This window comes from Wolbachia endosymbiont (group A) of Sphaerophoria taeniata, from assembly GCF_947250735.1.
In the GTDB taxonomy this organism is placed as follows: domain Bacteria; phylum Pseudomonadota; class Alphaproteobacteria; order Rickettsiales; family Anaplasmataceae; genus Wolbachia.
This window is the reverse complement of record NZ_OX366344.1, coordinates 456,227-475,831: the sequence shown is the minus strand read 5'-3', so window position 1 is coordinate 475,831 and position 19,605 is coordinate 456,227. Positions and strand designations below refer to the sequence as shown.

At 35.1% G+C, this 19,605-nt stretch carries 15 protein-coding genes; 2 read left to right on the top strand and 13 right to left on the bottom strand.

The features are described 5' to 3' along the window. The first annotated feature begins 176 nt into the window (after positions 1-176). The gene (secA, locus tag OOK84_RS02335) at positions 177-2,837 is read left to right on the top strand and encodes a preprotein translocase subunit SecA (protein WP_264732264.1); all 2,661 of its coding nucleotides are present in this window, start codon (positions 177-179) and stop codon (positions 2,835-2,837) included. A gap of 3 nt (positions 2,838-2,840) precedes the next feature. Here the strand turns inward: secA and OOK84_RS02330 are convergent, their stop codons facing one another. The 7 genes from OOK84_RS02330 to OOK84_RS02300 form a co-directional block, all read right to left on the bottom strand. After that, entirely contained in the window at positions 2,841-3,422 is a 582-nt protein-coding gene (locus tag OOK84_RS02330; protein WP_264732262.1) for an ankyrin repeat domain-containing protein, read from the bottom strand. 27 nt (positions 3,423-3,449) lie between these two features. Further along, on the bottom strand, positions 3,450-3,740 hold the full coding sequence (locus OOK84_RS02325) for an ankyrin repeat domain-containing protein (protein ID WP_264732260.1): 291 nt from the start codon (positions 3,738-3,740) through the stop codon (positions 3,450-3,452). Positions 3,741-3,996: 256 nt separating this feature from the next. Then, a complete protein-coding gene (guaA, locus tag OOK84_RS02320; RefSeq protein WP_264732258.1) occupies positions 3,997-5,559 on the bottom strand; it encodes a glutamine-hydrolyzing GMP synthase in 1,563 nt (520 codons plus the stop codon). Between the two features lie 180 nt (positions 5,560-5,739). Then, complete coding sequence (locus OOK84_RS02315) at positions 5,740-6,168, bottom strand: DUF2924 domain-containing protein (RefSeq protein WP_264732256.1); 429 nt, start codon at positions 6,166-6,168, stop codon at positions 5,740-5,742. Positions 6,169-6,569: 401 nt separating this feature from the next. Beyond that, on the bottom strand, positions 6,570-6,923 hold the full coding sequence (locus OOK84_RS02310; RefSeq protein ID WP_264732254.1) for an Asp-tRNA(Asn)/Glu-tRNA(Gln) amidotransferase subunit GatC: 354 nt from the start codon (positions 6,921-6,923) through the stop codon (positions 6,570-6,572). Next, complete coding sequence (locus OOK84_RS02305; protein WP_264732252.1) at positions 6,913-7,839, bottom strand: ribose-phosphate diphosphokinase; 927 nt, start codon at positions 7,837-7,839, stop codon at positions 6,913-6,915. The genes OOK84_RS02310 and OOK84_RS02305 overlap by 11 nt, the downstream gene beginning before the upstream one ends. Before the next feature lie 351 nt (positions 7,840-8,190). Further along, on the bottom strand, positions 8,191-8,388 hold the full coding sequence (locus OOK84_RS02300) for a hypothetical protein (protein WP_264732250.1): 198 nt from the start codon (positions 8,386-8,388) through the stop codon (positions 8,191-8,193). Between the two features lie 180 nt (positions 8,389-8,568). Here OOK84_RS02300 and sdhA point away from each other — a divergent pair, with 180 nt between their 5' ends. Continuing rightward, positions 8,569-10,374 carry a succinate dehydrogenase flavoprotein subunit gene (gene sdhA, locus OOK84_RS02295; RefSeq protein WP_264732248.1) on the top strand — a complete coding sequence of 602 codons (1,806 nt, stop codon included), beginning with the start codon at positions 8,569-8,571 and terminating at the stop codon, positions 10,372-10,374. Positions 10,375-10,381: 7 nt separating this feature from the next. Here the strand turns inward: sdhA and OOK84_RS02290 are convergent, their stop codons facing one another. The 6 genes from OOK84_RS02290 to OOK84_RS02265 form a co-directional block, all read right to left on the bottom strand. After that, positions 10,382-11,758 (bottom strand): ankyrin repeat domain-containing protein, encoded by a 1,377-nt coding sequence (locus tag OOK84_RS02290; RefSeq protein WP_264732246.1) that lies wholly within the window; start codon positions 11,756-11,758, stop codon positions 10,382-10,384. A gap of 171 nt (positions 11,759-11,929) precedes the next feature. Then, entirely contained in the window at positions 11,930-12,643 is a 714-nt protein-coding gene (locus OOK84_RS02285) for a hypothetical protein (RefSeq protein ID WP_264732245.1), read from the bottom strand. Between the two features lie 313 nt (positions 12,644-12,956). After that, a complete protein-coding gene (locus OOK84_RS02280) occupies positions 12,957-15,470 on the bottom strand; it encodes an ankyrin repeat domain-containing protein (RefSeq protein WP_264732243.1) in 2,514 nt (837 codons plus the stop codon). Positions 15,471-15,914: 444 nt separating this feature from the next. Next, positions 15,915-16,523, bottom strand: coding sequence for a guanylate kinase (gmk, locus tag OOK84_RS02275; protein WP_253308926.1), 609 nt, complete (start codon positions 16,521-16,523; stop codon positions 15,915-15,917). Continuing rightward, positions 16,507-18,312 carry a pentapeptide repeat-containing protein gene (locus OOK84_RS02270; RefSeq protein WP_264732545.1) on the bottom strand — a complete coding sequence of 602 codons (1,806 nt, stop codon included), beginning with the start codon at positions 18,310-18,312 and terminating at the stop codon, positions 16,507-16,509. The genes gmk and OOK84_RS02270 overlap by 17 nt, the downstream gene beginning before the upstream one ends. After that, entirely contained in the window at positions 18,305-19,498 is a 1,194-nt protein-coding gene (locus OOK84_RS02265; protein ID WP_264732242.1) for an ankyrin repeat domain-containing protein, read from the bottom strand. Before OOK84_RS02265 ends, OOK84_RS02270 begins: the two co-directional genes overlap by 8 nt. Positions 19,499-19,605 lie beyond the last annotated feature (107 nt).

The window sequence follows — 19,605 nt, the reverse complement described above, 5'->3', positions numbered from 1 at the left end:
AGTCACCAAGTGCCTAAGATAATGCAACAGATTCTTTAATATTTCGATAACAGTGCCGAACAGGGTTGATTTTGTTTTCTATCTTAAGTATAAAGACTCCCCGAATCTAATATGTCATTGCTGTAGGCTGCATTTAGTAATATAATCTCATATTAAATAAGACTTTACTTAAGTTTATGCTAGATTCTCCGCTAATTTTGACAGCCATTCTTATATTTTTCATTTTTACGTTGTCATTCTTTTTTATAAGAAAGATATTTGGGTCAACAAACAAGAAGATAATAAAATCCTTTAGGAAAATTGTTCAGCAAATAAATGCATTAGAAACAGAAATGCAGAGCTTATCTGATGAGGAGCTTGCTGGTAAAACTCAAGAATTCAAACAGGAATTGAAAAATGGGAAAACGTTAAATGATCTTCTCGTACCTGCATTTGCAGTTGTGCGTGAAGCCTCTCGAAGGTTTCTTAACATGAGACACTTCGATGTTCAACTGATCGGTGGAATGGTGCTCCATAACGGCATGATATCAGAAATGAAAACAGGAGAGGGAAAGACACTCGTTGCAACTTTAGCAGCATATCTAAATTCCTTAGAAGGGAAAGGCGTGCACGTCGTAACTGTTAACGACTACCTTGCGAAACGAGACACAGAGTGGATGAGCAAATTATATAATTCTCTTGGGGTTTCTGTTGCGTTTATCACGAATAACTTGACAGACGAAGAGAGAAAAGAGGCTTACAGTGCAGATATCGTGTATTCCACAAATAACGAGCTTGCCTTTGATTACCTGCGAGACAATATGAAATTTTCTCAAGAAGACATGGTTCAGAGAGGCTTTCACTACGGAATAGTTGATGAAGTAGACTCAATACTCATTGATGAAGCTCGCACTCCGCTTATTATTTCTGGCCAGATTGAGGAAAACAATCAGATATATAAGCATATCAATAAAATAGTAACCAAATTAGTTGACTCTGATTATGAGGTGGATGAAAAGGGTAGGGCAGTGTTCCTTACTGAAGATGGTATTTCACGAGTGGAAGAACTACTCAGGTCATACAATCTCATTCCTGAAAATTCCTCGCTCTATGATACTGACAGCATGATAATGACTCATTATATAGACCAAGCATTACGTGCACATAAGCTGTTTACTGCTGATAAAGATTATATAGTAAAGGATGGCAAGGTAGTGATTATTGATGAATTTACTGGACGTATGATGGAGGGCAGGAGATATTCCGATGGTCTTCATCAGGCACTTGAAGCGAAGGAGAATCTTGAAATTCAGCATGAAAACCAAACTTTAGCATCGGTCACATTTCAGAATTACTTTCGTATGTACAATAAACTTTCCGGAATGACTGGAACAGCAGCAACAGAGGCAGAAGAGTTTCGTGATATATACAGACTAAATGTAGTAAAAATTCCAACCAATGTACCTGTAAAAAGAGTTGATATTGATGATGAAATTTATGGCACAGGAAAAGAAAAATTTAATGCTGTGTTGAAGTTTATAGAAGAATGCCACAAACGCCTTCAACCGGTCCTTGTTGGCACGGTAAGCATCGAAAACTCTGAGAAGCTTTCTGCGCTTTTGCAAAGCCATTCTCTTAAGCATTCAGTATTGAATGCTCGTTATCATGAACAAGAGGCGTACATAATAGCACAAGCTGGAGTGCCAGGTAGTATCACTATAGCAACTAACATGGCAGGACGTGGAACTGATATTCAACTCGGTGGAAACGCTGAAATGATTGCAAAGGTAGAGCTAAAGAAGATAAAAAATGCTGATGAAAGAGAAAAAAAATACCAAGAAATAGTCGAAAGAGTAAAAAAAGATAAGGAAATTGCTATAAAAGCTGGTGGTTTATGCGTGGTTGGAACCGAAAGACATGAAAGCAGGAGAATAGATGATCAATTACGCGGCCGTTCTGGTCGTCAGGGGGATCCTGGACTTTCTAAGTTCTTTTTATCGCTTGAAGATGATCTAATGAGAATATTTGGTTCTGATAGAATGAGAAGCTTTTTACAAAAAGTAGGGTTAAAGAATAACGAAGCTATTCATCATCCATGGATCAATAAGGCACTTGAGAAGGCGCAGAAGAAAGTTGAAGCTAGAAACTATGATGTGCGGAAGTCTTTGCTTAAGTTTGATGACGTAATCAACAACCAACGTAAAGTTATTTTTAAGCAGAGAAACAATATCTTAGGCAACGAAATTAATGATTTACTTGAAGTATATAGCGAAGTAAATGAGAGCATAGTAGAAGGTATAATCCAAAGTGGCTATTATGAGGATTATATTGAAGATATAGTCAAAGAATTCCATACAAGGTATGGAATAACGCTTGATAAAGAAGATTTAGCAAAGTTTTTAAACAAACAAGAAGCTTTGAATTATATAAATGATAAGATACAAGAATTTTTTACTGAGAAAGAAAAATATTTCAACAGTCAGCACACTACAGATTTGTGGAATACGATCGTGAAGCAAGTAATGATAATGACACTTGATCATTTATGGAGGGAGCACCTTTCAACTTTAGAAAGCTTAAGACAAAGCATAAGCTTACGTGCCATGGGGCAGAAAGATCCACTGAATGAATTTAAACGCGAAGCTTTCTTGATGTTTGAGTCAATGCTTGAAAAATGGAAGGAACTCACCATTCATCGCTTAGCACACTTTAAGTTGGCAGACAACCAAGAGATAGGCAATAGGTTACATTCTGCGAGAAATAGCAGACTTCCCAAAGTCTCAAGAAACGACAAGTGCCCTTGTAATTCTGGGAAGAAGTACAAACACTGCCACGGCGCAGTTACTGTGGTAAATTAGTAACTATGGTTGTACAGTTTGTTTATTTCCATCAACATTACTGCAGCTAACCTCACTTAGCTTACTGTTTAATGAATGCTCTGATGACTTATATGCAACCCCATAGGAAATTCCACCAACGATCAGTGCAGATGCCACAGTAATTCCAACTATTGCTAGTGCAGGTAATGCAGTAGCGTAAACGAGTCCTAATGGAACTACAACAGCAGATATAACAACCCCAACGGCTCCTGCTTTTGTAGCTTTAGGCCTATGTATACATGATGGGTCTGCACCATAATTTAGCAGAAGTTTTGCCATTTCTGGATATTTACTATGCCAAGCACAACTCAAAGGGGTATATCTATTTTTATTTTGTAGATTGATATTAGCTCCATTTTTTAGTAGAAGTTTCACTGTCTTTATATGCCCGTGCTCAGCAGCATAATGCAAAGGAGTTCTTCCACCTTCATCTTGTAGATTGATATTAGCTCCATTTTTTAGTAGAAGTTTCACTGTCTTTATATGCCCGTGCTCAGCAGCATAATGCAAAGGAGTCCCTTTATCTTCATCTTGTGCATTAACGCCTGCTCCTTCTTCTAGCAAAACTTCTACTACTTGTGTATGCCCATGCTAAGCAGAATAATGTAAGGAGGTTTTTTCCCATTCATCTTGTACATTAACATTAGCTCCGTTTTTTGTTAAGTATCTTACTACTTTTTCATAGCCATTTTCAGCTGCTATAAGTAATAAATTGCACTTGAGTATTATAAACGTGTAATTTATATCAAATTCGCTTTTTTTCCACTCATCATATATAAGTTGATTTTCCTGCTGCAGCTTATCTTTAATTCTATCAATTAAATTTTCCTTACTCAGATCTGGACTACTGTTGACTTCTTGTAGTATTAACCTTAATGTCATTTCCTTCTCCAAGATATAAAATTTTATTATGGCATATGAAGTGGATTATGTTAATGAAGAACTAAGAAACTGGTTCTTCTTTTTTTCTATAGCTTTAGGTTTACCTACAATTTGAAAAACAACAAATTCGTCATTCCGCCGCAGTATCTCTAGATCCCGCTAACACGTAGCGGGATGACGAGTTACTTAACGTCATACCGTGATTTATTCACGGTATCTCAACCGCTAACAAAGCGGAATGACTAGACTTTTTGATTTACTCCCACTCAATGGTTGCTGGTGGTTTAGAAGTTAAGTCATAGACAACTCTATTTACTCCGGAAACGTTATTAACAATTATACTGCCAACATTCTGTAAAAAGTCCCAAAACACTAGCGAATGCTGATCCTTATCTTCAAATGGAAATGCATCAGCCGTCATACCATCGGACGATGTTACAGCCCTTAAAGCACAAACATATCCGTATGTACGACCATCTCCCATGACGCCTACAGTTTTTATTGGTAATAATACAGCAAAAGCTTGCCATATCTTATCGTATAGATCGTAATTTTTCATCGTATTAATATATATTTCATCTACTTCTTGCAATATTCGCACCTTTTCTTCATCGACTTCACTTATAATCCTCACTGCAAGTCCGGGTCCAGGAAATGGATGTTGAAATATTATCTCGTCTGAAAGCCCAATTTCTTTTCCAAGTAGCCTTACCTCATCTTTAAATAGGTAGCGTAAAGGCTCTACTAGCTTCAGGTTCATCTTTTCTGGCAACCCACCAACATTATGGTGAGACTTAATTATACTAGTGTTGTCTGAGGCATGCCCTGACTCAACTACATCAGAGTAGATGGTACCTTGCATCAAAAAATCCACATCACCTATTTTTTTTGCTTCTTCTTCAAACACTTCAATGAAAGCGTTACCGATAATTTTTCGCTTTTTTTCTGGATCAGTTATTCCCTTTAACCTACTCAAAAATAAATTTGATTTATCAACGTAGTTTATCGGAATTTCTTTCAACATAGCAATGGTCTGGTTCTTGCGTAACAACCCAGTATCGATAAAAATACAGTTCAATTGTTTTCCTATAGCTTTATGTGTGAGAGCCGCTGCAACACTTGAATCAACCCCACCACTTACTGCAGCGATTACTTTTTTCTCTCCTACTACATTTTTGATTTTTTCCTTCTGCTTTTCAATAAACGATTTCATTGTCCAGTCTCTCTCGCAATTTGCAATATCCAAGAAGTTAGAGAGCAATTTACTGCCATTTGTTGTGGGCCTCACTTCAGGATGGAACTGAGTACAGTAAATCTTCCGCTGTTCGTTGACAATTATTGCAATTGTTTGATTTATCACACTTGATGCGATAACAGTAAATCCCTGTGGTATAGTATCAACACTGTCCGCATGGTTCATTAATACATCCACTTCAGAATTAACATCCCAGGTATCCTTTATAATGGGGGATTCTTTTAGTATCTTGATTTTAGTTCTGCCAAACTCCTGTTTGAAACTCTCTTTTACTTTTGCTCCAAAATAATGACAAATGAGTTGCTGTCCATAGCATATTCCAAGTATAGGAACGTTTGTTGCCTTATTAAGTTTTATAATTTCATGTACTACTCTACTTTTTTCAGAACAATCATCATTTACAGATTGTGGTCCTCCAGAGAGAATAAACCCATTGAATTTTGATATTGTTTCAAAACTGATGTTGCTTGGAAATATTTCGCAATACACACCCATTTCCCTGACTTGTCTTGCGATAAGCTGTGTAAATTGTGAACCAAAATCAATAATGGCAATTGCTGACAATTTGCTCCTCCATATTATTTAAAAGTGATATCTGATAATAAAGAAAATAAAGAAGTAAGTAAACTAAGACCTCTTAAAAGCTTTGATGTATGACTTAAACGTTAGCTATGATTTATTTTGAGTTGACAGAAACTTTGCACGGTGGTGACTCAGAGTCCTCAGTTTTTCTTTGGGGTCAAGTCATACTTTAAAAAAATCCCAACCGTTGCAAATTTTACCGGTAATTCTTGTGCCAGCCGTAGAAGGAGCACTATATTCTTCCCCATTGTAAATAAACTTTCCCTCATTACTGACTGTAACTTCATACATTTTCTTTTTATATTCTCCAACAAGTGTTCTACCTATAAAAAGAGCTTTAATAACTTTTTGATTTTGCGTCAAGCCATCATCAACTTGCACAATTTCTTTAGGTTTATCTATTTTGAGCTCATTTAGTGGCTCATTACCCACCATATTGTTTAATACTTTATTTATTATATATGTTACTGCCTCATCTTTGACTTCTTCTACCCTTTTATCTACATATTTTTCTACTTCACTACGCACATGCCTTTTCAAACTTTCAAGCAAATCCTGTAAGTCGAGTAAAGTTAATTCAGATGTTTCCATAAAAACCCCCAGTTTTATTATCACGTATCAATAATACATCTAGTATACTTAAAATATCTTTAAGAAAGGCGACTCTGACCCTCAGGTAGCTAATGTTAACTACCGATATCGTACGTGAACCAAAATCAATGATGGCAATTGCTGACAACTTACCCCTTCATATTATTTAAAGCAATATCTGATAATAAAGAAAATCATGGGGCAAGTAACCTATAGCTAAAGTGGCTTAGGTTTACCTACAATTTGAAAAACAACAAATTCGTTATTCCGCTACTTGTTAGCGCCGCGGCGGTATGACGTAGGGAAACCTTCTTGGGTTAGCTATATCTGTTTTGCCACTCTGCTGAACGGATACTTTGAAAGTAGATCTATTATAGAATTGATATGAGCCTTATTTTACCCTAATCGTTTATAACCTTTGGCACTACGAAATACCCATGCTCAGGTTTTGTATTGGACAATATCTCTTCTTTAATGTTTTGAGAATTTATAACATCATCGCATACATGAATGTCCTTGTCTATACTGCCATAACGCATAGGAGAAACACCTTCAGTATTAACTTGTAATAAAGTATCATGTATCCAATCCAGCATTGTCAGTTCTTTGGAGTAGTGATCAATCTCGTCATTTGATAACTTAATCCTTACAAGCTGTGCAATTTTAAGCATTTCTTCCTTGGTAATTGTTATTTTTCTCTTATTTGCAAATTCTATTAGTGAAGTAATAACGTCTTCTGTTGACTTAGCTGGCATCTTTACCTCCTTGGATGAAGTGAGTTAAAATATCTACGACCGAAACAACTTCTATTTTACCAGTTTTTTCAAGTTTGTGAAGTATAGTATCCGTAATCACTAATTTATCTAAAGAAGAGGAAGAAATTTTTTCAACTGCACTTCCTGAAAGCACGCCATGTGTGATGCATGAAATTACGGACTTTGCTCCGCAATTTTTTAAAGCAAGGGCTGCATTACACAATGTTCCACCAGAGTCAACTATATCATCAACAATGACACAATTTTTATTCGCAACTTCTCCTATTATGTTCATTACTTGAGATGTGCCTGCTTTCTCCCTATATTTATCTACTACAATAATCTTATCACTTAACCCTATCTTGTACTTTTCCTCTAAAGTCTTTGCAAAAGCACGTGCTCTGCCAATTGCTCCAACATCAGGTGCAACAATTGCCAAATTTTCCTTGTGTATACAGTCAACAAATGCTTCAAAGCAGTTCAAATTAGTTATCGGTACATCAAAGAATCCTTCAATTTGACTTGAGTGCAAATCAATCACTGCAACACTACTTGCACCTGCAGTTTGAATAAGATTTGCAACTAATTTGGCATTTAAAGCAGATTGCATATTATTGTTCTTGATAATTCTATCTTGTCTGCTATATCCATAATAAGGAATAATTACTACTATCCTTTTGGCTCCTAATCTATTTACTGCATCAATTATAAGCAGAAGCTCCATAAGGTTATCATTCACAGGGGGAGAAAGAGATTGTACTATGTATACTTCTTGATTATATAGATCATTTGCTACTTCTACATTTACCTCGCCATCGGTAAACTTTGATATCCAAGCAGAGGATGGTTGAACATCTAGCCGGTTAACTACTGATTCCCCTAATTCTTTACTAGCATTACCTATTATTATCTTCATAATATACCAATTGAGCTTGTAAGATTATACAGAAATTATGAAATAATTGAAATGTAAGTTTCTTTATCTAGCATTCTTGTCGGCAAATTAGGTACCTCTTGTACAATGACCTGTCATTTTCACGCATTGTTTCAATATACAGACCCAAATTGAAACAACTATACAAAATCCTGCTTATGTTTCAAGATAAATGACTTTAATGAAATATAATTTACCTTACCACTTCGTTTTGATTCTCCAGTTCAACATAGGATAAATTACTCATACATTCTCCTAATATTTCCTCCTTTTTATCATTATCTAGTCCACTGCTAAACCCCTGACACTTTTTCTCAAGAGCTAAGCGTGTAGCTATCTTACTGTTTCAGACAATAATTCCGGCAACTCATTACGAATCTTTTCCTGCTCTTCCTCAGAGAAATTGGCAAGGTTTTCCCTGGCCATTTCAGAAAATTTTTGAGTAATCGTTTCTTTTATCATTCCACCAACTTCCTGTTTATTTAGTGTAATAACTACCGATGGATGCAAGCCAGATAAAGACTCAACCATTTTATTGTATGTTCCACCTGAAGTAAGTAAAATAGCGAGGTTTAAATGGCATTAAGATCAAAATTATTGGATGAAAAAGTGGTTCACTAATAATGAGAATTGGTATTAGCTATAGAAAACTTGTATAGATTTTTTCTACTTCTGTGATATCATAAGCCTGTAATGATAAAATAAGCAAATATGGATAAGTCAGCGTATGAGATCATAGAACATGAGTATGATGTGGTAGTAGTGGGTGCAGGTGGAGCAGGGCTCAGAGCAACGCTTGGGATGGCTGCAACTAATTTTTCAGTTGCCTGCATTTCTAAAATTTTCCCTACACGAAGTCATACAGTTGCAGCACAAGGCGGAATTAGTGCAGCTTTAGGTAATATTGGTGAAGACGATTGGCGCTGGCATGCATATGACACAATAAAAGGTTCAGACTGGCTTGGTGATCAAGATGCAATAGAATATATGTGTAAAAACGCTGCTAAAGCTGTTATTGAACTTGAAAATTTTGGCGTACCTTTTTCTCGTACAGAAAATGGCAAAATATACCAGCGTTCCTTTGGTGGAATGACAACTCACTTTGGTAAAGGAAAATCAGCGCAGCGCACTTGTGCGGCAGCAGACAAAACTGGGCACGCAATCCTTCACACTCTATATCAGCAGTGTCTTAAATTCAACGCTGAATTTTTTGTTGAATACTTTGTGATTGATTTAATTATGGATAGCGAAACCGGAGCATGCTGTGGAGTTCTTGCTTGGTCGCTATGCGACGGTACATTACATAGATTTCGCGCACATTCGGTGGTGCTAGCAACAGGTGGATATGGACGTGTTTATTTCTCTGCAACAAGTGCGCATACCTGCACAGGTGATGGTAATGGCATGGTAGTAAGGGCTGGATTACCACTTGAAGATATGGAATTTGTACAATTTCATCCAACAGGAATATATGGCTCAGGGTGCTTGATGACAGAAGGGTGCCGTGGAGAAGGGGGGTACCTCGTTAATTCTCAGGGCGAAAAGTTTATGGAACGTTACGCACCAAAAGCAAAAGATTTAGCTTCCCGTGATGTGGTAAGTCGTGCAATAACAATTGAAATTAGAGAGGGAAGGGGAGTTGGACCGAAAAAAGATCACATGTATTTAACTATAGCGCATCTTGATCCGGAAGTAATAAAACTCAGATTGCCGGGCATCAGCGAAACCGCAAGAACTTTTGCTGGAGTTGATGTCACTAAAGATCCAATACCTGTTATTCCAACTGTTCACTACAACATGGGCGGCATTCCAACCAATTATCATGGAGAAGTGATCACGCTGAAGCAAGGTAAGGAAGAAGTGGTAGATGGACTATTTGCAATTGGAGAAGCTGCATGTGTCTCTGTGCACGGTGCAAATCGACTTGGTTCTAACTCACTTCTTGATCTTGTGGTTTTTGGTAGAGCTGCAGCGCTCAGAGCAAAAGAGAAACTAAAATCCGGTACACCACATAAAAAATTGAGCTCAGATTGTACAGATTGGATAATAGATAGGTTTAATAAAATGCGATTTGCTTCTGGGAAGCTCAAAGTAGCAAAAATACGCAGCGAAATGCAGAACACTATGCAAAAGTACGCATCAGTGTTCCGTGTTGCTGAAGTTTTAGAAGAAGGTAAAAAAGCTATAAAAAAGGTAGCAAAAATGATGCCTGATGTTTCACTTGAGGATCGCAGTATGATATGGAACAGTGATTTAGTTGAAGCACTGGAGCTTGCTAACATGATCCCACAAGCGGTTATTACCATGGAATGCGCAGCCAATCGAGAGGAGAGTAGAGGTGCTCATGCTCGTGAAGATTTTCCTGAGCGTGATGATAAAAACTGGATGAAACACACCATAGCGTGGCTTGAAGAAAAGAAAGGTCAAATTAACGTAAAAATTGATTATAAAAAAGTGGCTGAAAAAACTCTGAGCGATGAAATTGACTTCATCGCTCCGGAAAAGAGGGTATACTAGCTTATAACTAGGAAACCTTCAACACATTTGTGCGTTGCTCTTTAATAGATGTATCTTTTACTTCACTTTTTGGATTTCTTGCACGCTTTGTCTGTCGGTCATTGTCAGTAGAGTTCTTTGTTTTATTAGTTAGTTTTTCAAAACATTTCTTAACACCACTAAACCCTAAAGTGAGAGCAAGACATGTAGCTATAGCAATAGCTGCGAGGAATAAAGCGGCAAGGGCACCAATGTAACCCTGAGAGACACCATATGCTACAGCTGAAATGAAAATAACCGTTGTTATGGATATTAATGTTTGACGGGTTCTCTTTGCTGGATCTATGTACTTTCCAGCAGCAGATACTGCTTTTCCTGTAGTAGATGCTGTTTTTTCTATAAAAGAACCTGCTTTTTCAATGCCAGACTGACATTTTTTTGAAGCAGTTTTACAGTGGTATTTTTCCTCGAGTTTCTCCTTTAGCTCTCTAACCTTTTTTTGTGCTTCTTGTGTAATTCTTGGATATTCTTTTAAATTAAGTAAAGTTAGATAATACTTTTTAGTATCAAATGTTTGACCTTCCAACTCTAGAGAACAGGGATCAGCGCCCATTTCTAGCAGCATTGCACAAAACTTTGTTGTATTGCTACAACTAACTGTTGAATCAAAAATTGTTCCTTGCTTTAGATATTCAATTTTTTCTTTCCTTGCTTTTGTTTTTAGCACCGCTTGTAGAGGCGTGTCTTCTTTCTGGTTGGTAGGATCTACAGCTTCTCTCAATTTATCTTGAGATATCACTTCTTTTTCTACTAAATTCAAAATTAACTCCAAATATGCAACTTTTTGCTCTCCTTTAAGTAAAGCAATATGATGTAAAGCATTGTTGCCATTTGTGTCTTTCAGGCTAATATCCGCCCCTTTCTGTAGTAACTCCTCAAAAAGTTTTTTATCATTATTTTCAATTGCTGAATGTAATGGATTACTATCTGGAGTATTTATGGTATACCCTATAATTTCTTTAATTTTTGTTTCTGTATTGGTTTTTATTTCTGGTTCTAATTCAGACTTCTTTACTGACTCTGCCAATTTTTCTAAGAAGTTAAGATAATATATTTTTTGTTTTTCGCTTAACTCCTGTAATTCTTCTTTAGACAACTGCAAATCATCAATATTTGCTCCTAATTTGAGCAATTGTATAGCAGATACTATTGTATTGTCGTAGTGTGGTATAAGTTTTTTAAAAGGTGTTAAAGTTTTTCTAGGTGTAGTCTCAAAACTATGTTTTTCTTTTGTTACTTTACTAAGTAACAATGCTTGCAGTGGTGTTTGACCGTTGCCATTTTTATCGTTTACAGCTTTTTCAAGTTGTGCTTTAAGTTGCTCTTTTCCTTCCTTCTTACTCACATCTAGTACTGTATTTAAAAAATCAAACTTTTGTTTTTTCTCTAATTGTGTAACTATTAGGTGTAAAATATTATTTTCCTTTTTATCTTTTACACTGCTAATATCCGTGCAACCTTTCAGATATTCTCTAAATTTCCCTTGATCTCCATTTTTGATTACTTTGAATATTGGCTATTCCTCATCAGTATATTGAACATTGCTGTTCGTTATCCCGTTGGTTTTCTCCACTTCTTGGTTTTCATTTGCTGTGTGGAAAATTGGTATACCCGAAATGTGGTCTTTCTCGTCAGCATGATCATCTTCAGCTTCGCTACTGTTGCCGCTTTCAATTCCACTGTCTTCACTTTTACCCGTTATCCCGTTCTCTACTTCTTGATCTTCACTTATTGTGTTAGCACTACTGATTGAATGCTTCTTACTAGCGTCATGATTATCTTCAGCTTCGCCACTGTTGCCGCTTTCGGTTTCACTCTCCCTACTCCCTCTACGACCAATTTCATTTTGATCAACGTTATCAGGATGATCTTTTTTGCTGCTCTTGTTAATAGCTTCTGAAATTACTTGTTCTATTTCCTCTTTTTTTGTTGGGTCTAGTTTTTTTGACTGTTTGATTTCTTTTTTCAATGCTGGAAGGAAGTGTTGAGTATAATACTTATAATATTTTTCTTGTTCTTCAGGTGATTCTCCTAATTTGGTTAATACTTCGGTTAATATCTTAGGACTAGCCCCTTCCTTGAACAATCCCTTGCATTTGTTGAGAGTCTTGTCTTTCCCAACTTCTGGGTGTAGGTGTTTGTGCTTTCCTTTTGTTACTTTTTTCGTTATAATGCTCAATAATTCATTGTTGTGTACTAACTCACTAGATGTAGAATTTTCTTTTGTCATACCAAAGCCTCACTAAAAACTAACTATTTGTGTATCTTTGTAGTTGTAAGTGTCAACAATTTGAGATTGAGAACTAACAACTAAAAAGCTAGATTTAAATTTTAAAATGTTGTATATGTAATTGAAATACAGGCAGAAGAGCGTTTCTGCTAGTATCATAGTTAAACCTCACTTCAACGATTATCTACTATTTTAAATGTTTAGTTTTAAGAAAGGATAAATATTGGTATATAGCTAAAGTGAACAGGTGCAAAATGTGCTATACCGCGGCGCTAACGAGTAGCGGAATGACGGCATATCAAATTGTAGCTAGCTATAGAACGTTCCCTACTAGCTTATTCATGAATTGACGTAGTATTGATACATCGCTCATTTTAGTAGCTGGGTTTTCTGTATATTCTGATTGACTTGATGATTTTTGTACCTCTTGCTCTTCTAAATCGTTGGACTTATTTTCTATATCCTTAACAGAGTTATTGCATTGTGTATCATTTTTTGGTGCGTTATCTTGAAGTGTAAGTTGCTTTTCTTCAGTAAACTTTCCTTTAATTTTTCCAAATCCTTCATAAATATTTTCTAAATTCAAGTAAATAAGATAACAAACTCCAATAACTGCTATAATAGATGAGGCAGTTGCAATTGTAATACTTCCTTGAGAAGCGCTGAATATTACCGCACAGGCTAAAGCAGTAAATACAAGCGTTGTCACTACTTTACAAACAACATTATTGACATACTTCACAATATCGCGTGCTTTTAACTTCTTGCCAAAATTGCACTTCAGTTCAGTTCTCATATAATCTGGAATAAGCGCTCTACCCATTGATTTCTCTATTCCTTTTATAATTTTATAATACTCTTTGCTCCATAATCTTTCGGGTAGTATTAACTGCTTTGGGTCAACACCATTTTGCACTAATTTTACACAAAACTTGATCGTGTTATCACGGCTCTTAGGATTGACCAAATTATGTTTATCTTTTGTCGTCTTAGTAATTAGCGCTACTTGTAGTGGTGTGCGTTCTTTTTCGTTAGTGGCGTTTGCAGCTTTACTAAATTTCTCTTTTTCCACCGAATTTAAAATCAACTCTAAACATGTAACTTTTTGTTCTCCTTTGAATGAAGCAATATAGTGCAGAGCATTTTTTTCATCTTTATCTTGCACAGTAATATCTGCACCATTTTGTAAAAATAACTCTAAGGCTTTATATCTATTTGTTTTTTCAAATTTTCTATCTGTACATGATCGATCCTCATTCTTTTCTTTTATATGCTGAAGCAACTGATGAAGAGGTGTTTGTTCTTCCTTGTTAGTAGTATTTACAGCATTACTAAATCTATCTTTATCTGAAATCAACTTCAAACATGCAACTTTTTGTTCTCCTTTGAATGAAGCAATATAGTGCAGAGCATTTTTTTCATCTTTATCTTGCACAGTAATATCTGCACCGTTTTGTAGTAATAGCTCTAGGGTTTTATATCTCTTAGTTTTCTCAAATTTCTTAAGTGATCGGTTCTCACTCTTCTCTTGTATGCGCTGGAGTACCTGGTGGAGCGGTGTTTGCCCTTCTTTTTTATCATTTACAGCTTTTATAAATTGTTCTTTTTGGCTTGCTTCTAGCAATATATGGAGAAGTTTAAGTTTTTGTTTTGTTTCAGGTTTAACAATCAAGTGTAAAGCATTATTATCATCTGTGTCTTTAAGGCTAATATCTGCCCCTTTTTGCAATAGTTCTTTAAAAAGTTCTTTATCATTATTTTTAATTGCTAAATGTAATTGATAATTATCATTACTATCTGGAGTATTTATGGTACGTGGTATAATTTCTTTAATTTTTGCTTCTGTATTGATTTTTATTTCTGGCTTTAATTTAGAGTTCTTTCCTTGCTCTGCTAATTTTTCTAAGAAATTACGATAGTATGTCTTTTGCTCTTCTTTTAAGTCTTGTAATTTTTTTGTAGATAATCCTAAATTATCAGAGCTGGCTCCATGCTCTAACAATTTTGTAAGAAACTTAAGTGTGTTATCGTTATCTTGGATTGTATGAAACTCATGTTTTTCTTTTGTTATCTTGTTAATTAGTGCCACCTGAAGAGCGTCCTGATTTTCACTATTAATGAGTTGTGCTAAATCTTCCTTGGTGACCGTTTTTATTAGGATACCCAGAAACTTGCATTTCTGTTTCTTTTCGAGCGATGCAATAAGGTGTAAAATATTATTTCCTTTTTCATCTTTTATGCTGCTAATATCCGTACAATCTTTTAGATATTTTCTAAATTTCCTGTTATTTCCATTTTTGATCGCTTTTAGTAATTGAACATTATTATTCGTTATTCCGTTGCTTATTTCTACTTCATGATCATCTTCAACATCGCTACCGTAGCGACTCTCTGTTTCACTGTCCCTACGATCATTTTGGTTGTGGGTAAAACAATATTTGCTATTATAAGTAATTTCTGAAATTGCTTGCTTTACTCGCTCTTTTGTTTCATTTGGTGTTTTTTTCGATCGTTCTATTACTTCATCTAGCACTGGAAGGAAGCATTGGACATAATACCTATAATATTTTTCTTGTTCTCTAAGTGATTCTTCTAATTTAGTTAATACTTCAGAGCTAGCACCTTCCTCAAATAACCTTTTGCACTTCTTGAGGGTTCCATCTTGACCTCTTGGTTTTTCACGCTTGTGTTTTTCTTTTTTTACCTTTCTCTCTATAGTGCCATACAATTGCTCGTCTTTTCTATCCTGCTCTCGCTTTTTATTTTTATCTATGTATTCGTCTAATTTATCTGCATTAGTAGCTAGTGCGCTTAGATCTATACCCATACTAAAACCCCAGTATTAAAAGCTATTTAAGTTGTCAGCACTAAACTAACAACCAAGAAGTTTGACTTTTAAATTGAGCTAAACGTTGTATATGTGATCAAAATATAGGTGGAAAGGCAGAAAACTAGTTTCTATTAGAAAATCTGTTATCATAGTCAAATCCTCACTTGAACAGTTGTCTACTATTTTAACCATTTAATCTTAAAAAATAATAAATATAGCTAAAGTGAGTAACTGCAAAACGTGCTACTGGCTAAAATATAGCTAAACTGACTTACGACAATTTGAAAAACCGTCATTCCGCTACTCGTTAGCGCCGCGGCGGTATGACGGTCCGCTACGTGTTAGCGGAATCTATGCTGAGATACCGCGAATGAATCGCGGTATGACGGTTCGCGGCGGTATAGCTATAGGATAAGAAACTATAGCTGCAGATCGATGCTTTTATAAATCTTCCAGACTTGGTTTTTCTTTTAGTTTTTTAAGTCTTTCTTTATTTAGTATGGAGCTTATCTCTTCTACACTTTTATCAATATCATCATTGATTATTACATAATCATATTTATCACGTTTGCTTATCTCTTTTTGAGCTTCGGCTAATCTGCGCTCTATTTCATCCGCACTGTTGCTATTACGCTTTTGCAGGCGTAACCTCAGCTCTTCCATTGAAGGGGGAAGTATAAAAACACTTACAACTTTTTTTCTCATGAGCTTGAATAAGTGAAATGCCCCTTGCCAGTCTATGCTTAGTAAAACGCTTATTCCACTGCTTAAGTTTTGCTCTATAAAATCTCTTGGTATACCATAAAAATTCTCAAAAACTTTGGCGTATTCAAGCATCTGACCAGCTTCGCATAACTCGTGAAATTTTTCTTCGGTAACGAAAAAATAGTCTTTTCCATTTATTTCGCCAGAGCGAGGCTTGCGCGTAGTCGTAGAAACAGACCTAACTAAATTAGTTGATCGCTCAAGTAATTTTTCTGATATAGTAGTTTTTCCAGCTCCAGAAGGAGAGGATAGAACCAATAATATGCCCTCACTTTTTATGGTCATTTTTCTTTGCATTTTTTAATATGGCGCTTTTTGGATCAGAGTTTAAAAAGCTAGAACCTTCTAAATTAGAATTTGATAAGTTGGTGCCAATGAGAGAAGAGTTATCAAAGACAGTATAGCGCAAATCGGTTTTTTCAAGATTTGCCTTATTCAAATTAACGTTTACAAACTTTGCTCTACTCAATGTTGAATTAGAAAAATCAGCATTTTCTAAATTCATATTCTTAAATTCAAAGTAAGAATAATTTACATTAAATTTTTCACCCTGTGATATTTTCTCTTGCAAATCTCCAATTGAAGTTATAGCATTTTCTAACCCTGCAAGTTTTTTCTGCCCTTGATTGTCAATCAAAATTGAATTATCAAACTTGCAATCTGTTAAATGAGCATCAGCAACTGAACTTTTATATATGCTTGAAGAGTGAAAAGACATATCACTAATTGTTGAATTGCTCAAATTGCTAAGAAAAAAGCTAGTTTTCCTAAAGGCATTAGCGTGAAGCAAAGAAGATCTGAAATCGCTTTCAATAAAATTTGAATTAGTTACTTTTAAATTGGACCAGCTCGAATTATCAGCTAATAAATTAAAGAATGTTGAATTTTCTATTTCACTGGAATCAATATTATGGTGAAAAAGTGTACTGTTATAAACTTGAGAGTCTTGGATTTTTATCTTATACATTGAAGTTGTAGAAAGGTCTGAATCTTCTATCTTCGCAGAGGTGAATAGTGAATGGTCAAAAAATGAGCCATTCATGTCAGAATTCGCAACTTTAGTATTATGAAACTTTCCGTGACGAATGTCAGCATTAGAGACATTAACTTGATGCAGTTCACTAAAACTAAAATCAATATTGGATAAATCAGCATCCTGAAGACTTGCTCCAGAAACATATACATGTTTTATCTTGGAACCATTTAGTATAGATTGAACAAAACTTGAATTATCGTCATTCACATAGGAAATTTGTGTGTTGCTTAAATTAGCTTCGTCGAAGTTACTGTTAATTATGATAGAAGAATTAAGGCAGGCATCGGAAAGATTGCTACCTGTAAAGTCTGATTCTTTTAACTCTGCACCATATATGTTAGCATTTTTTAATGAAGAAAATTGTATCTTTAATTTATATGCATCCACTCCAAAGAAACTTGCATTATCAAGGTTATTTTTCTGCATAACAGTATCGTTTATTTCACTATCATTAAAATTTACGTAGCTAACATTCGAGTTTGATAAGTTGGAAAGATTCATTTGCACATTCGAGAAATTAGTATGCAAACCAATTACGTTGTGCATACTTACTTTTTTGAGATCGGAACTGATAAAATCAGCATAACTAACATGAGACTGATCAAATACGATATCTGTTAAGTTTGCAGAAACAAATTTTGTAAAACTCAAATTTGTACCTTTTATTTTAATGCCACGTAAATTAGCATTGGAGAAATTAGCACCACGTAAATCAACATCAATGAAAGACACGTCGGATAAATCGGTGTTAGAAAAATCAGCACCAATCAGACTTACTCCATCAAAAACAGATCCACTTAGGTACAATTGGCTAAAATTAGCTCCATTTAAGTTAGAGCCAAAACCTTTCTTAAAATCTTCTGGCACGCCCTCTTTGTGGCACTGCACCAAAAATTCAGCAAAGTCTTTTTTACTGTAAGATACGTATTTTGCATCATGTAGAGCGTTTAAAAAATCACTAATCTGATTTTTTTCATCATTTGTTTCGTTTCCATAACATAAATGACCAACTAAAATTAATATCAAAAATCTAATCATCTTGCTTATCGCACTGCGACTCATTGTTTTCTTTCGTTTTCACAGCCCAATCGTAAATTGCTGAGCTTTCTTTATTGTCTATTTTTCTATCCTCCAAAAGGTGTGGCATCATTTCGGCAATCGCATTTATTATATTGATCTGCTTTTTTTCGATTGCTATATCAATTGGGGATTGAAAATTATTATTAACTACTCTAAGATCAGCGCCTTGTAATAAGAGAAAGCGCACTATGTCTACCTCACCTTGTTTAACTGAATAAATGAGAGGAGTATCACCCAATTTATTTCTAAACCTTAGTATCTCTTGAGTTGTTAATCCAATTTTTTCTAACTTGCTTATTATTCCCCTTAAGCAAGTTAAGTTGTTCTTCTTAATACAGTAAAAAAATTGCTTACTGTAATCATCAATAAATACAGTTGTAGGAAGATGCTCATTAAGGCTATCATATTGTCGTTTATATATTGACTTGCTTTGTATATCTTTATGACCCCATTCTTTTATTGGTTCTCTGTTTAGCTTTGTCCATTTTTGTAAATTTTTCTTTTCACTTTGCTCTTCTTCATCTTTTTTAGTTATAGGTTTTACTCTATTGCGGTCCTTAGAATTATTGTTTGTTTCTTTCACTTTTTTTTCTTCAAACTGATTCTCTACTTTTTCTTTTTTTCCCTCTAATAATTGACTCGCATCACTTTTTGAAAGTTCATTATCTTTTATATCAATCTTCTGATCAGCTTGTAGATTTTTTTGCGGGTCAGTTGTATTCTCATTTAAATCAGCACTTAAAGGCAAAGGCTCTGGTTTCAAATCTTTATTCACTTCTTTATTGGCCACATTTGGTAAATTTCGAGCAAATTCGCCTGTACTTTCTTCTAGCTGGCCATTTGGCAAATCTTTATCAATCCTTTCACCTTCACTTATAGTTTTTTCAACCACAGAAGCTTTATTCTCGTTGTGTTGCAGCTTCTCTTTATCGGTTACTCTTTTGCTCTCAGCCTCTTGTGTTTGTTTAGCATCGACGTTGCTTTTCAACTCATCTTTTTGATTTGTGCTATCTTGCTTCCTTACACCTACATTTTCGTTTTTATGAACTGATTCAATTTTCTTTTCTTCAAATTGCTTTACAGCAAATAGACTCAGTGATCCAAATACAACAACTAATAATACAAAGTATAAAATACTCTTCATAAATATTCCAAGCATAAGCTTAATTAAGATGATACTATAATCAAATGATTAATCTACAGTAAAAAATGCCTTAGGATTTAATTTATAAAAAAACAATAGATTTTTTG